Origin of the sequence: Novosphingobium sp. 63-713 (assembly GCF_001898925.1) — a bacterium.
Classification (GTDB): domain Bacteria; phylum Pseudomonadota; class Alphaproteobacteria; order Sphingomonadales; family Sphingomonadaceae; genus Novosphingobium.
The window spans coordinates 79,584-94,465 of sequence record NZ_MKVS01000048.1 but is presented as its reverse complement, the minus strand read 5'-3'; the positions used below and the strand labels follow the sequence as shown (position 1 = coordinate 94,465).

13 protein-coding genes are annotated in these 14,882 nt (G+C 65.5%); all 13 read left to right on the top strand.

From position 1 onward, the window contains the following. Positions 1-6: 6 nt before the first annotated feature. The 13 genes from BGP00_RS22815 to BGP00_RS22755 are packed head-to-tail and all read left to right on the top strand — an operon-like array spanning position 7 to position 14,881. Complete coding sequence (locus BGP00_RS22815; protein ID WP_292922867.1) at positions 7-507, top strand: division/cell wall cluster transcriptional repressor MraZ; 501 nt, start codon at positions 7-9, stop codon at positions 505-507. After that, the gene (gene rsmH, locus BGP00_RS22810) at positions 504-1,487 is read left to right on the top strand and encodes a 16S rRNA (cytosine(1402)-N(4))-methyltransferase RsmH (protein WP_292691781.1); all 984 of its coding nucleotides are present in this window, start codon (positions 504-506) and stop codon (positions 1,485-1,487) included. Before BGP00_RS22815 ends, rsmH begins: the two co-directional genes overlap by 4 nt. 38 nt (positions 1,488-1,525) lie before the next feature. Next, positions 1,526-2,011 (top strand): hypothetical protein, encoded by a 486-nt coding sequence (locus tag BGP00_RS22805; protein ID WP_246870016.1) that lies wholly within the window; start codon positions 1,526-1,528, stop codon positions 2,009-2,011. Positions 2,012-2,028: 17 nt separating this feature from the next. Then, a complete protein-coding gene (locus BGP00_RS22800; protein ID WP_168602853.1) occupies positions 2,029-3,792 on the top strand; it encodes a penicillin-binding protein 2 in 1,764 nt (587 codons plus the stop codon). Further along, entirely contained in the window at positions 3,789-5,291 is a 1,503-nt protein-coding gene (locus BGP00_RS22795) for a UDP-N-acetylmuramoyl-L-alanyl-D-glutamate--2,6-diaminopimelate ligase (protein WP_292691778.1), read from the top strand. The genes BGP00_RS22800 and BGP00_RS22795 overlap by 4 nt, the downstream gene beginning before the upstream one ends. Continuing rightward, positions 5,291-6,772: a UDP-N-acetylmuramoyl-tripeptide--D-alanyl-D-alanine ligase gene (murF, locus tag BGP00_RS22790; RefSeq protein ID WP_292691776.1), complete on the top strand. Its 1,482-nt coding sequence runs from the start codon at positions 5,291-5,293 to the stop codon at positions 6,770-6,772. The genes BGP00_RS22795 and murF overlap by 1 nt, the downstream gene beginning before the upstream one ends. A gap of 9 nt (positions 6,773-6,781) precedes the next feature. Beyond that, entirely contained in the window at positions 6,782-7,855 is a 1,074-nt protein-coding gene (mraY, locus tag BGP00_RS22785) for a phospho-N-acetylmuramoyl-pentapeptide-transferase (protein ID WP_168602256.1), read from the top strand. After that, complete coding sequence (murD, locus tag BGP00_RS22780; RefSeq protein ID WP_292691773.1) at positions 7,852-9,231, top strand: UDP-N-acetylmuramoyl-L-alanine--D-glutamate ligase; 1,380 nt, start codon at positions 7,852-7,854, stop codon at positions 9,229-9,231. The genes mraY and murD overlap by 4 nt, the downstream gene beginning before the upstream one ends. Next, positions 9,231-10,460: a putative peptidoglycan glycosyltransferase FtsW gene (locus BGP00_RS22775; protein ID WP_292691771.1), complete on the top strand. Its 1,230-nt coding sequence runs from the start codon at positions 9,231-9,233 to the stop codon at positions 10,458-10,460. Before murD ends, BGP00_RS22775 begins: the two co-directional genes overlap by 1 nt. Beyond that, positions 10,457-11,638 (top strand): undecaprenyldiphospho-muramoylpentapeptide beta-N-acetylglucosaminyltransferase, encoded by a 1,182-nt coding sequence (gene murG, locus BGP00_RS22770; RefSeq protein ID WP_292691769.1) that lies wholly within the window; start codon positions 10,457-10,459, stop codon positions 11,636-11,638. The genes BGP00_RS22775 and murG overlap by 4 nt, the downstream gene beginning before the upstream one ends. Next, on the top strand, positions 11,635-13,044 hold the full coding sequence (gene murC / locus BGP00_RS22765) for a UDP-N-acetylmuramate--L-alanine ligase (protein ID WP_292691767.1): 1,410 nt from the start codon (positions 11,635-11,637) through the stop codon (positions 13,042-13,044). Before murG ends, murC begins: the two co-directional genes overlap by 4 nt. Then, positions 13,044-13,943, top strand: coding sequence for a UDP-N-acetylmuramate dehydrogenase (murB, locus tag BGP00_RS22760; protein WP_292691765.1), 900 nt, complete (start codon positions 13,044-13,046; stop codon positions 13,941-13,943). The genes murC and murB overlap by 1 nt, the downstream gene beginning before the upstream one ends. Further along, positions 13,940-14,881 carry a D-alanine--D-alanine ligase gene (locus tag BGP00_RS22755; RefSeq protein ID WP_292691763.1) on the top strand — a complete coding sequence of 314 codons (942 nt, stop codon included), beginning with the start codon at positions 13,940-13,942 and terminating at the stop codon, positions 14,879-14,881. The genes murB and BGP00_RS22755 overlap by 4 nt, the downstream gene beginning before the upstream one ends. Position 14,882: the final 1 nt, after the last annotated feature.

The following is a 14,882-nucleotide window of genomic DNA, read 5'->3' as shown; positions in this document are numbered from 1 at the left end:
GGTGGGGTGACTGGTTTCCCGGTCATTTATATGGGGCAGGGCTTCTCGCCGAAGGGCGACAAGGAGCGCTTCGTCCTGCCCGCCGACATCCGCAAGATCGTGGCCGAGGCCAGCGACAACATCAACGAGATGCTGGTGGCCAAGCATGAGGAATGGCCCTGCCTGTTCGCCTGCGGCACGTCGTACAAAAATCAGCTTGCCGAGGAAATCCGTGTGAAACACGCCGCTGATGTGGCCGCCGGTCGCCCCTCTACCCGGGCGCGCGATGCGCTGGTCTTTGGTAATCTGACGCGCGTGGCTTTCGACAATTCGGGCCGCTTCATCCTGCCCGCGCATATGCGGGCGCAGGCCAAGATCACGGATGGCCTCTATATCCACGGCACGATGGATTATTTCACACTGTGGTCGCCCGAGGTGCTGATGGCGATGGCGGGCGATGAATGGATCGGGCCCAAGGCTTCGTGCGAGAGCTATCTGGCCGCAGCCGGCGGAAGGGCGCGCAAATGAGCCACCCCACCAGCCTTTTGGCCGCGATCCCGCATGACGCCCCGCATATTCCGGTGCTGCTCGATGAGGTCATCGGCGCGCTGGCCCCTGCCGAGGGCAAGGTCATCGTCGATGCCACGCTGGGCGCGGGCGGCTATACGCGCGCGCTGCTGGCGGCGGGGGCCACGGTCCATGCGTTTGACCGCGATCCCGATGCGATTGCCGCTGCGCGCGAATGGGGTGCGGGCTATGACCGCCTGATCCTGCATCCACGCCGCTTTTCCGAGGTGGGCGATGCGCTGGCGCAGGCGGGCGTGAGCGCGATTGACGGTCTGGTGGCCGACATCGGCGTGTCCTCGATGCAGCTCGATCAGCAGGGCCGCGGCTTTGCCTTTTCCAGCGATGGTCCGCTCGACATGCGCATGTCGCAGGAAGGGCCGAGCGCGGCCGATTTCTGCAACGAGGCGGCCGAGGAAGAGATCGCCAATGTCCTCTATAATTACGCCGAGGAGCGCCAGTCGCGCCGCATCGCCCGCGCCATCGTCGCCGCGCGTCCGCTCGAAACCACGGGGCAGTTGGCCAATGTGGTGCGCCGCGCGCTGGGCTATAAGCCGGGGGCGCCCAAGGATCCGGCCACGCGCAGCTTTCAGGCGATCCGCATCCATGTGAACGACGAGCTGGGCGAGCTGGAGGCTTTGCTGGCCACCGCCGAGAGCCTGCTCAGCCCCGGCGGGCGTCTGGCCATCGTCAGCTTTCACAGCCTTGAGGACCGCATCGTCAAGCAGTTCTTCAAGGATGCCAGCGGCGTGGCCAGCGCCACATCGCGCTATATGCCGGTCGCCGCAAGCGCGGCTCCGGCCGTCTACAGCCATATTTCCAAAGCCATTCGCGCGGGCGAGGTGGAATTGAACCGCAACCCTCGCGCGCGCTCGGCCACTTTGCGCTTTGCCACGCGCACCGATGTTCCCGCTCGTCCTGCTGGCTCCCGGAGGCGCCCGTGAATCTGACCCGTGATCGCATGCACACGATCGGCTGGGGCATGTCCCTGGTGATTTGTCTGGCCCTGACGCTGGCGCTGACGTTCCGCGTCAATGCGGTGAAAAGTCAGGTGCGCCTGGCCGAGCGACAGATCGCGCAGTTGAAGCAGGAAAAGCTGTTCCTCGAAACCGAGTTCGAGACGCGCGCCAGCCAGCAGCAGCTCAAAGCCTTCAACGATGTGGACTTTGGCTATAGCGCGCCCACGGTCGGGCAATATCTGGAGAGCGAGCGGCAGCTCGCCGCCCTTGGCAAACCGCGTTCGCCCGATGCGCCCGATCCGATCCGCGTGGCCTCGGCCGATGCGGTGAATGCCTCGGTGCGCACGATGATGGCGGTGGAGGCCAAGCCATCTTCGCCCTTTGCCGTGCTGGGCATGGGCGCCAAGCCGGAGCCGGCGGCGAAGAAGGCAAAGAAATCCGAGGATATCTCCGAGCATCTGGCTCGCTTTTCCGGGCGGACGGGTCAGAATACGGGGCATCGCGAATGAACACTCTGGCGGCGGGAATGGTGGATAAGGGCGTCATTTTGCAAGGGCAGGGCGCGGAAAAGGCCCGTGTTCTCAAGAATGTGCGGGCCCTTGCGCTGGCGCAGGCGCGGTTTCGCGCGCTCTGGGTGCTGGTGGGTTTTGCCATGCTGCTGCTGCTGGCGCTGCTGCGCATTGCGCATCTGGGCCTGTCCGATCCCGGCCGTCCGGGGGGTGAGGGGATGGCGGGCCTGCCCGACCGCGGCGATATTCTTGATCGCAACGGCGTGCCGCTGGCGCGCGCCTTTCCGGCCTATGCGCTCTGGTTCAACCCCCGTGCGATGGGCGAAGGCTCGCCGCTGGTGCGCTCGCCCGCCGATCTGGCCGCCGCGCTGGTCAAGATCTTTCCCGATGAGGATGTCGAGGAACTGACCCGGCGCCTCGCTTCAGGCAAGGCGGGCTATCTGCGCCGCCGCATCCTGCCCGAGGATGCCAACCGCATCCATGCGCTGGGCGAACCGGCGCTGGAATTCCCGCGTGAGGCCGAGCGCTATTATCCGCAGGGCACGATGGCGGCCCATATCCTGGGCTATGTTGACAGCAAGGGAATGGGCCAGGTCGGCATGGAGGCGGTGTTCCAGAAGCAGTTGACGGATCCGGCCACGCGCGGCGCGCCCGCCGTGCTTTCCATCGACGCGCGGGTTCAGGGCGCGCTGGAGGATGAACTGATGTGGGGCATGACCCGCGCGCAGGCCAAGGGCGCGGCGGGCATCGTGATGGATGTTGACACGGGCGAAGTGATGGCGCTGGCCTCGCTGCCCAGCTTCAACCCCAACGCCCTGCGCCCGCAGGATATTTCAGACAGCGATCCCAGCAAGCAGGCCAATATCTTCAACCGCGCCACCAACCAGACCTATGAGCTGGGCAGCGTGATGAAGCCGATCACCGTGGCCAGCGCGATTGATGCGGGGATCATCACCAATCTTGCCCGCCGCTATCCATCGGACCATCCGCTGGAAATCGCCGGGATCACCGTGCATGATCACGAGAATTACGGCGCCAGCCTGAACATCATCGAGGCGCTGATCCATTCAAGCAACATCGTGTTGGCGCAGGTGGGCGATCAGCTGGGCGCGCAGAAGATGCAGACCACGCTGAAAGCGCTGGGCTTTAACGAGCGGCCCTATATCGAGCTGCCCGCGCGCGGACGCCCGATCTGGCCGCGGGGCGACAAGAACGGCGTTTGGTCGCGCGTGACCACGGTCACGGCCTCCTATGGCCATGGTTTCTCGATCACCCCGCTGCATCTGGCCAGCGCCTATTCGGCCATGGTCAATGGCGGGATCTGGCGCCCGGCCACCTTGCAGAAGATCGCGCCGGGGCAGGCCCCCGCCGGTCGCCGCGTGTGGCAGGCCTCGACCAGCGCGCGGATGCGGCAATTGCTGCGCTCGATCGTGGATGTGGGCACCGGGCGCAGCGCGAATGCCGTGGGATACCGTGTGGGCGGCAAGACCGGCACCGCCGAAGTGGCCGACGCGCAGGGCTATCACCACGACCGCGTGGTGGCCACCTTTGCCTCGGCCTTTCCGATGGACCGCCCGCGCTATGTCGTGATCGCCACGCTGGACCAGCCCAAGGCCAATGCCGCCACCAGTTTCCAGCGCACCGCCGCATGGAACGCCGCGCCCATCGTGGGCCGGGTGATCCCGCGCATCGGCCCCTTGCTGGGGGTGATGCCGGACGCCACGCGCGACATTGATATCAGCGACATCGCTCCGCTGATCGCCAATGGAGACGGCGAATGAGGCTAGCCGACCTGATCCAAGGCGGGGACAAGGTGGAAGCCGGTGACGTGGAAGTCACCGGCTTTGGCGTTGGTGCCGGTGACGTGGACGTCACCGGATTTGCCATTGATAATCGCAAGGTCGCGCCGGGCAATGTGTTCGGCGCTTTCGTGGGCGCCACGGTCAATGGCGAGGATTTTATCGCGCAGGCGGTCAAGGCTGGCGCGGTGGCCATTGTGGCCCGGCCCGAGGCGCGCGCGGCGATAGAAGCGGCGGGCGCGGTGGCGCTGGTGGATGACAATCCGCGCCGGGCCTTTGCGCGTCTGGCCGCGCCTTTCTATGCGCCCTTGCCCGAAACGCTGGTGGCCGTGACCGGCACCAACGGCAAGACCAGCACGGTAGAAATGCTGCGCCAGATCTGGCGCATGGCCGGACACAGCGCGGCCAGCATCGGCACTTTGGGCATCACCACGGCGGATGAGACGACCTATACCGGCCTGACCACGCCCGACATCGTGACCTTTCTGGCCAATCTGGCGGGGCTTGCGCGCGAGGGCGTCAGCCATGTCGCCTATGAGGCGTCGAGCCATGGCCTGTCGCAATATCGCAGCGAGGGGCCGCGCGTGACGGCGGGGGCCTTTACCAATCTGAGCCGCGACCATCTCGATTATCACGCGACGATGGAGGACTATTTCGCCGCCAAGATGCGCCTGTTCGACGAGGTGGTGGTCGATGGCGGATCGGCGGTGGTCTGGGCCGATGATGCGTGGAGCGCGCGGGCCATCGAGCACGTGCGCGCGCGCGGACTGCGCCTCATCACCGTGGGCGAGGGCGGCGAGACGATCCGCCTGATCCGGCGCGAGCCGGGACCGCTGGGGCAGGTGCTGACCATTGTGCATGAGGGCGCCGAGCGGCGGATCAACCTGCCGCTGATCGGGGCCTATCAGGCGGCCAATGCCTTGGTGGCGGCCGGACTGGCGCTCGCCGGCGGGTTGAACCCCGCGCAGGTGTTTGACGCCTTGGGCCGTCTGGCCCCGGTGCGTGGGCGGCTGGAGCGCGCGGCGATCAATGCGGCGGGCGCGCCGGCCTATGTCGATTATGCCCATACGCCCGATGCGCTGGAGGCCGCGATTGCCGCGCTGCGCCCGCATACAAAGGGGCGGCTGATCGTGGTGTTTGGCGCAGGCGGCGACCGTGATGCGGGCAAGCGCGCGCCGATGGGCGCCATTGCCGGAGCGCAGGCCGACATCGCCATCGTCACCGACGACAACCCGCGGGGCGAGGACCCGGCGGCCATCCGCGCGGCGGTGATCGCGGGGGCGCCGGACCGGCTGATCGAGATCGGCGACCGGCGCGAGGCGATTTTTCAGGGGACAGCGCAGGCGAAAAGGGATGACATCCTGCTCATCGCGGGCAAAGGGCATGAGCAGGGACAGATCGTCGGGCGTGGGCCTGATGCGCGTGTCCTGCCTTTTGATGATGTGACCGTGGCGCGTGAAGCGGCCGGGGAGAAAGTATAATGGCGGCAAAAGCGAAACTGCGGGAATGGCCGGTGACGGCAGAGGACGGACAGCCTTTGGCGCTCTGGACTCTGGCCGAAGTGGCGGCGGCCACGGGCGGGCAGGCCTTTGGCGAGGCGCAGATTTCCAATGTCGCCACCGATTCGCGCGAGATCGTGGAGGGCGGCCTGTTCTTTGCCATGCGCGGCGAAGCGATGGACGGCCACAAGTTCCTCGACAAGGCTTTCGAGCTGGGCGCGGTGGCGGCTGTGGTCGAGCAGCCGATTGATCGGCCTCATGTGCTGGTCAAGGACAGCTTTGCCGCGCTTCAGGCTCTGGCGCGGGCGGCGCGGGAGCGGATCCTGCCCGAGGCGCGGGTGATCGGCGTGACGGGCTCTGTGGGCAAGACCAGCGTCAAGGAGGCGATCTTTGCCGCGCTGGAGCGTTCCAGCCATGGCCGCGCCCATCGCAGCGTCAAAAGCTATAACAACCATGTCGGCGTGCCTTTGAGCATGACGCGGATGCCGCAGCGCACGCTCTACGGCATTTTCGAAATGGGCATGAACCATGCGGGCGAGATCCGCGAACTGACCGCTCTGGCCCGCCCGCATGTGGCGGTGATCACGACCATTGCCCCCGCCCATATCGAAAATCTGGGCAGCGAGGAGGCGATTGCCGACGCCAAGGCCGAGATTTTTGAAGGCCTGCAAGGGTTTGAGGATCATGAGGGCGGGATCGCCATCATCCCTGCCGATATTCCCCATTACGAACGCCTGCGCGCCGCCGCCATCGCCTGCGGGGCGCAGGTGATGTCCTATGGCCGGGCGGCCCATGCCGATATCCGCCTGCTCGATGCCTTGTCGGGCATGTTGGGCGGTACGCTGGTGACGGTGGATCTGGGCGATTCGCGGCTGTGCTATTCGGTTTCGATGCCGGGCGACCATTGGGTGATGAACTCGCTGGCCGTTGTGGCGGCGGTGCGCGCGGTGGGCGGCGATCTGGGCGCGACGGGCCTCGCGCTGGCCGAGATGCAGGGGCTGGCCGGGCGCGGCATGCGCAGCGGGATCGAGCTGGCCGATGGCGGCAAGGCGCTGCTGATCGACGAAAGCTACAACGCCAATCCGGCCTCGATGCGCGCCTCGCTCTCGGTCCTGGCGGAAGAACCGGCCAAGCGGCGCATCGCGGTGCTGGGCGCGATGAAGGAACTGGGCGATTTCGGCCCGGCGCTTCATGCCGGGCTGGCCGAGCCTATGATGGCGGCCAAAGTCGATTATGCGGTGCTGGTGGGCGATGAAATGGGCGCTTTGGCGCAGGAACTGGGGAAATCCGGCCCCGGCGCGCTTGGCAAGCCCATCCCCTTCGCCCATTGCAGCAACGCGCAAGAGGCCGCCAAGGCTCTGGCCGACTTTGGGTTGGCGCAGGGCGATGCGGTGCTTGTAAAGGGATCTAACTCGGTGGGGCTGGGGTCGCTGGTCGCCACGCTCTGCCACACCACGAATTGACGGGTTGCCATGCTCTATCTGCTTGCCCAATGGTTTCATTTTCCGGGTCTGGCCAACCTGATCCGCTATCAGACCTTTCGCGCGGGCGCGGCTTTGGCAACGGCGCTGCTGATCGGTCTGGTGATCGGGCCGCGTTTTATCGACATGCTGCGCATGAAGCAGGGCAAGGGGCAGCCGATCCGCGAGGACGGGCCCAAGACCCATCTGGCCAAGCGCGGCACGCCTACGATGGGCGGGCTGATGATCCTGATTGCGCTGATGGGTTCGGTGTTCCTGTGGATGGATCTGTCCAATCCGCTGGTCTGGGCGTGCATCGCGGTGACGGCGGGCTTTGGCCTGATCGGGTTTCTTGACGACTATGACAAGGTCAAGAAGCGTTCGACGGCGGGTGTGTCGAGCAAGGCGCGCCTGATCGGCGAATTCCTGGTGGCGGGCGTGGCCAGCTGGATCATGGTCGCCCATATCGGCAAGACAGATCTCTATCTGCCCTTCTTCAGCAAGGTCTATGTGCCGCTGGGGCCGATCTATTTCCTGTTTTCCGCCTTTGTCATCGTGGGCGCGGGCAATGCGGTCAACCTGACCGACGGGCTGGACGGGCTGGCCACCATGCCGGTCATCATTGCGGCGGGCACGTTTGCCATCATCGCCTATCTGGTGGGTCGCGTTGACTATGCCGGATATCTGGGCATTCCCCATGTGCCGCGCGCGGGCGATCTGGCGATTTTCTGTGCCGCGATCATGGGCGGCGGATTGGCATTCCTGTGGTTCAATGCGCCCCCGGCGGCGGTGTTTATGGGCGATACCGGTTCGCTGGCGCTGGGCGGGGCCTTGGGCGCGATTGCCGTGGCCAGCCATCATGAGATCGTGCTGGGCATCGTGGGCGGCCTGTTCGTGCTGGAGGCGGTGTCGGTGATCGTGCAGGTGTTCTGGTACAAGCGCACGGGGCGCCGCGTGTTTCGCATGGCGCCGATCCACCATCACTTTGAACAAAAGGGCTGGGCCGAGCCCACCGTGGTGATCCGTTTCTGGATCGTGTCGATCGTGCTGGCGCTGATCGGCCTTTCGACGCTGAAGGTGCGATGATTACCGCGCCCGCCTCGACCGGGGCCTTTGCGGGCAAGCGCTATGCCTTGCTGGGTCTGGCGCGCAGCGGGCAGGCGGCTTTGGCCTCGCTGTTGGCGGGCGGGGCCGCCGTGATGGCATGGGACGCCAAGGAGGAGCCGCGCGCCGCCGCCGCCGCCGCCCATGCCCAAGCGGTGGAGGATGGGCGGCTGAGCTTTGCCGATCCGGTCGCGGCCGATCTCAAGGGCTATGACGGCGTGGTCGTTTCGCCCGGCGTGCCGATCAACCGCCATCCGATCGCGGATGCCGCGCGCGCGGGCGGGGCGCCGCTCATCTGCGACATCGAATTGTTTGCGCAATGCCGCGCATGGCTGCCCCCGCACAAGGTGGTGGGCATTACCGGCACCAACGGCAAATCGACCACCACGGCTCTGACGCGCCATCTGTTTGAACAGGCGGGCGTGCCGGTGCTGATGGGGGGCAATATCGGCCTGCCCATTCTGGGGCAGGAGGCGCTGACGCCAAATGGCAAGGGCGTCGGGGTCTATGTCCTCGAACTGTCCTCCTATCAGATCGACCTGACGCAGAGCCTCGATTGCGAGGTGGCCATGTGCCTCAACCTCTCGCCCGATCATCTGGACCGTTATGACGAGGGCTATACCGGCTATGTCGCGTCCAAGGCGCGCCTGTTCGGGATGCAGGCGATGGGCCATCTGGCGATCATCGATTATGCCGCCGAGATGGAGGATGACATCCTGCGTTTCGCGCCCGAGGGCCAGCCTTTCCAGTTTATCGACGGGGTGGATCTGCCCGGTTCGCAGGCCGATTGGCCGTCCTTGCAAGGCCCGCACAACCGCGCCAATGCGCAGGCCGCCGTCGCCGCCGCGCGAGCGCTGGGGGTGGATGATGCCACCATCGAGGCGGGGCTGAAGAGCTTTGTCGGCCTGCCGCACCGCATGGAGCGGGTGGGGCAGGCGGACGGCGTCACCTTCATCAACGATTCCAAGGCCACCAACCCGGCCTCGACCGCGCCCGCGCTGGCGGCCTTTCCGCCGGTCGACGGGCACAAGCGCATCCACTGGATCTGCGGCGGATTGCCCAAGGGCGATGATCTGGACGAATGCGCGCCATGGTTCGGCAATATTGCCGCGGCCTATACGATCGGCGATGCGGGCCAGCGTTTTTCCGAGATTCTCGATCCCTATATGCCGGTCGCGCGCGCCGAGATGATGTGCGAGGCGATCCGTCTGGCGCGTGAGGCGGCGGCGCCGGGCGATATCGTCCTGCTTTCGCCCGCCTGCGCCAGTTTCGACCAGTTTCGCGATTACGAAGCGCGCGGCGAGGCTTTTCGCCAGATTGTCGAGGTGCTGACCGCACCGGAAGGTGGAGATGGTTGATGGCCAGCCTGCCGCATGAGGACCCGGCCCGCTATGTTCCGGGCGCGCGCGGGGGCGCCAAGCAGCGCAAGACGCGGCGCACCGACTGGATCGTGTGGTGGCGCGAGATCGACCGGGTGCTGCTGGTTCTGGTGCTGGCGCTGATGGCGCTGGGCACGCTGGCGGTGGCGGCGGCAAGTCCCGCCAGCGCGCGGCGCCTCTCGACGGCCAAGGTCAAGCTGGATGATCTGCACTTTTTTGTTCAGCATATCCGCTGGCAGGCGCTGGGTCTGGTGGCGATGCTGGGCGCCTCGCGGATGAACCGCGATATGGCGCGGCGCTGCGGCATCGTGCTGGGCGTGGCGATGATGGTCGCGCTGATGCTGGTGCCGATTGTGGGCACGACGGTCAATGGCGCGAAACGCTGGCTCAATCTGGGCATTTCCTTGCAGCCTTCGGAATTCCTCAAACCTGCCTTTGCCATCACGCTGGCCTGGGTGATCTCCTGGAAACTGCGCGATCCGCGTATGCCGGTGATGCTGATCTGTACCGGCATCATGGGGCTGGTGGGGGCGCTGCTGATGATGCAGCCTGACTTCGGCTCGGCGGTGCTGTTTGCGGCGGTGTGGTTTGTGATGATGCTGATTGCGGGCCTGCCGGTGCGCTGGGTGATGGGGGTGATCGGCGGCGGCGTGGCGCTGATCGGGCTGACCTATGCCTTTTATGAAAACGGGCGCCACCGCATCGACGCTTTCCTTGGCGGCGGCACGGCCTTTGACCAGGTGGATCTGGCGCGCCACACGCTGGTGGCGGGCGGATGGACGGGCAGCGGATTGTGGCTGGGCACCAGGAAACTGGGCCTGCCCGAGGCGCATACCGACTATATCTTCTCGGTCATCGGCGAGGAATTCGGGCTGCTGATGTGCGCGCTGGTGGTGGTGCTCTATTTCGCGGTGGTGGCGCGGGTGCTGCTGCGGCTGTGGGATGAAGAGGATCTGTTCACCGTGCTGGCGGCCAGCGGGCTGGTCGCGCAATTGGGCGGGCAGGCTTTCATCAACATCCTTGTCAATCTGCAGCTTTTCCCGTCCAAGGGCATGACCCTGCCGCTGATCTCCTATGGCGGTTCCTCGACGCTGGCGCTGTGCCTCAATGTCGGGTTCCTGCTGGCCATCACGCGGCGCAACCCCTATCTGAAACGCGATCCCTTTGCTCCCAAAGGGCATCCTGCGATCCTGAGCCTGTTCAAATGACCCATCAGAACGAATCGAGAGTTTCGCGTCACTATGTGCTGGCCGCCGGGGGGACCGGGGGGCATCTGATCCCGGCCTTTGCGCTGGCGGCCGAATTGCACGCGCGCGGCCATCATGTGGCGCTGATTACGGATGAGCGCGGGGCGGCGATCCCCGGCAAGCCCGATTATCTGACCGCCCATGTCCTGCCCGCCGGGCGGTTGCAGGGCAAGAACCCGATCGCCTGGATCAAGGGCCTGCGCGCGATCTGGGCCGGGCGGGCGATGGCGCTGCGTCTGTTTGACAGCTTTGCGCCCGCCTGCGTGATCGGCTTTGGCGGCTATCCGGCGCTGCCCGCGCTGCTGGCGGCCACGTCGGCGGGCATTCCGGCGGTGATCCACGAACAGAATGCGGTGCTGGGGCGGGTCAACCGCTTCCTTGCTGGCCGGGTTCAGGCGATTGCCACGGCTTGCCCTGAAGTGGACCGGCTGGACGCCAAATATGCCGACAAGGTGGCGCTGGTGGGCAATCCGGTGCGTGAGGAAGTGCTGGAGCTGCGCGATCAGCCTTTCCCAGCGTTTGGTGAGGATGGCTTGCTGCGCGTGCTGGTGACGGGCGGGTCGCAGGGCGCGCGGGTGCTGTCCGAGGTGGTGCCCGATGGTCTGGCGATGCTGCCGACGGCGCTGCGCACGCGGCTTCAGGTGATCCAGCAATGCCGCCCGGAGGATATTGACGCGGTGCGCGAGCGCTATCGCGGGCATGACATTCCGGCCGACCTTGCCACCTATTTCGAGAATATGGCCGAGCGTCTGGCCGATGCGCATCTGTTTATCGGGCGCGCCGGGGCCAGCACGATTGCCGAACTGACGGCGGTGGGGCGCCCCGCGATCCTCATCCCGCTGCCCATTGCCACCGATGACCATCAGGCCGCCAACACGCGCGAGATGGTGGCCGCGGGCGGGGCGCGTTCGATCCGGCAGGACAAATTCACCGCCGTCGAACTGGCCAAGCAAATTCAGGCGATTGCCAAGAGCCCCGAGGCGCTGGCCAATGCCGCCCATGCGGCGTGGAATTGCGGGCGGCCGCATGCCGCGACCGATCTGGCCGATCTGGTCGAAGGATTTGGGCAGGCCCCCTTGATGGATGTGATCCGCGTGGGGCACGCGGCCGAAACGGGTTTCAAGGAGCAGATTGCGTGAAGGGTGTAGCGACAGATATTGGTACGATTCACTTTGTCGGCATCGGCGGCATCGGCATGTCGGGCATTGCCGAGGTGATGGCCAATCTGGGCTATAGCGTGCAGGGCAGCGACATTGCCGAAAGCTATGTGGTCGAAGGATTGCGCAAGCGCGGCATCAAGGTGATGATCGGCCACGCGGCAGAGAATGTCGGCGATGCGGCGGTGGTCGTGACCTCCACGGCGGTGAAGCGCGAGAACCCCGAAGTGGTGGCCGCCCTTGAGGCGCGCATTCCGGTGGTGCGTCGGGCCGAAATGCTGGCCGAACTGATGCGTTTGAAGAGCACGGTGGCGATTGCGGGCACGCATGGCAAGACGACGACCACCTCGATGGTGGCCGCGCTGCTGGATGCGGGCGGGGTGGACCCCACGGTCATCAACGGCGGGATCATCAATTCCTATGGTTCGAACGCGCGTCTGGGCGCGAGCGACTGGATGGTGGTCGAGGCCGACGAGAGCGACGGTTCGTTTCTGCGGCTGGACGGCACGATTGCGGTCGTCACCAACATCGACCCGGAGCATCTCGACCATTACGGCTCGTTCGACAAGGTGAAGTCGAGCTTTGTCGAATTTATTGAAAACGTGCCTTTTTACGGTGCGGCTGTGCTGTGCATCGACCATCCGGTGGTGCAGGCGATCATCCCCAAGGTGCGCGACCGCCGGGTCATCACCTATGGCTTTTCCGCCCAGGCCGATGTGCGCGGCGAGGCGGTGACCCCCTATCCGGGCGGCAACCGCTTTACCGCCGTGCTGCGCCAGCGCGATGGCAGCTTCCGCCGGATCGAGGGCATCGAATTGCCGATGCCGGGGCGCCACAATGTCCAGAACGCGCTGGCCGCTGTGGCGGTCGCGGTGGAAATGGGCGTGTCGGAAGAGATCATCCGCACCGGTTTCGCCAAATTCGGCGGGGTCAAGCGGCGCTTTACCAAGGTGGGCGAGGTGGATGGCGTGACCATCATCGACGACTATGGCCACCATCCGGTCGAAATCCGCGCGGTGCTGGCAGCGGCTCGTGAAGGCGTGCAGAACCGCGTCATCGCCGTGGTCCAGCCGCATCGCTTCACGCGTTTGCGCGACCATATGGATGATTTCGCCGCCGCGTTTAACGATGCCGATATCGTCTATGCCGCGCCCGTCTATCCGGCGGGTGAGGCGCCGATTGAGGGCGTGGATTCAGCCGCGCTGGTGGCGGGGATCAAGGATCGCGGGCATCGCAGCGCGCATCTGATCGCCGGGGCCGAGGCTTTGGCGCAGGCGCTGGCCGCGCAGGTGCAGCCGGGCGATATGGTCGTGTGCCTGGGCGCGGGCGATATCACCAAATGGGCGGCGGGCCTTGCCGATGCGATTGCTAAGGCAAAGGCGGGTTGATGTTTCCGCAGGTCGGCCAGATCAAGGTTTCCGGCAAGCTGACGGCCAACGCGCCGCTGGCCCCTTTGGTGTGGTTCAAAAGCGGCGGATGCGCGGAATGGCTGTTTGAGCCCAAGGATACCGCCGATCTCTGCGCTTTTCTTGAGGCTTTGCCGCCGCCTGTGCCGGTTATGGCGCTGGGGCTGGGGTCGAACCTGATCGTGCGCGACGGCGGGGTGCCGGGTGTGGTGATCCGGCTGGGCAAGGCCTTTGCGCGGGTAGCAGAGGTTGAGCCGCTGACGCTGGAATGCGGCGGCGGGGCATCGGGCATTCTGGTGTCGAGCACCGCGCGCGATTGCGGGATTGCCGGCCTTGAATTTCTGCGCAGCATCCCCGGTACGGTGGGCGGTTTTGTCCGCATGAACGGCGGGGCCTATGGGCGCGAGGTCAAGGACATCCTGGTCGATTGCGACGTGGTGATCCGCAGCGGCGAGATCGCCACTTTGCCGGTGGACGAGTTGAACTATAGCTATCGTCATTCCGATCTGGTCGATGGCTCAATCGTGGTGGCTGCGCGGTTCAAGGGCGTGCCGGGCGAGGCGCAGGCCATTCAGGCCGAGATGGACCGCATCAGCGCATCGCGCGAGGCCAGTCAGCCTTTGCGTTCCAAAACCGGGGGCAGCACGTTCAAGAACCCGGATGGAGCGCGCGCATGGGAATTGGTGGACCGCGCCGGTTGCCGGGGCCTGACGCTGGGCGGGGCGCAGGTCAGCGAAAAGCACACCAATTTCCTCATCAACACCGGCGAGGCGACCAGCGCGGAGATCGAGGCGCTGGGCGAGGAAGTTCGGCGCCGGGTCAAGGAACAGTCGGGCGTGAGCCTGGAATGGGAAATCAAGCGAGTGGGTAACGAAAAGTGAGCATCCCCAAACTTCATGTCGCGGTTCTGATGGGCGGTTGGTCGTCGGAACGCCCCGTCTCGCTGATGAGCGGCGAGGGTGTGGCCAAGGCGCTGGAAGCGCGGGGGCATCGCGTGACGCGGGTGGATATGGGCCGCGATGTGGCGCAGGTTTTGTCCGCGGCCGCGCCCGATGTGGTGTTCAACGCGCTCCACGGTACGCCGGGCGAGGATGGCACGGTGCAGGGGATGATGGACCTGCTGGGCCTGACCTACACCCATTCGGGGCTGACCACTTCGGCGATTGCGATTGACAAGGAGCTGACCAAGCAGTTCCTCGTGCCGCATGGCATTCCGATGCCGGGCGGACGGATTGTGAAGGCCGCCGAATTGTATGCGGGCGATCCTTTGCCGCGCCCCTATGTGTTGAAACCCGCCGCCGAGGGGTCGAGCGTGGGCGTGGCCATCGTCACCGACACCGGCAATTACGGCAATCCGATTGCGCGCGATGTCGAAGGTCCGTGGCAGCATTTTGACGAATTGATGGCCGAGCCTTTCATTCGCGGGCTGGAGCTGACGACGGCTGTTATGGGCAATCGGGCGCTGTGCGTGACCGAGCTGAAGCCCAAGACCGGCTTTTATGATTTCGACGCCAAATATACCGATGGTCTGACCGAGCATGTCTGTCCCGCGCAGATCCCCGAGGAAATCGCGGAAAAGTGCAAGGAACTGGCGCTGCGCGCGCATCAGATCCTTGGCTGCAAGGGCACCAGCCGCAGCGATTTCCGCTGGGATGATGAGAAGGGCGTTGATGGCCTCTTCCTGCTCGAAATCAACACCCAGCCGGGGATGACGCCTTTGAGCCTTGTGCCCGAACAGGCGCGCTATTTGGGCATGGATTACGAAACCCTGGTGGAAGCGATTATCGAAGAAGCCCTGAAGGACGCCGGAAAGCTTTAAG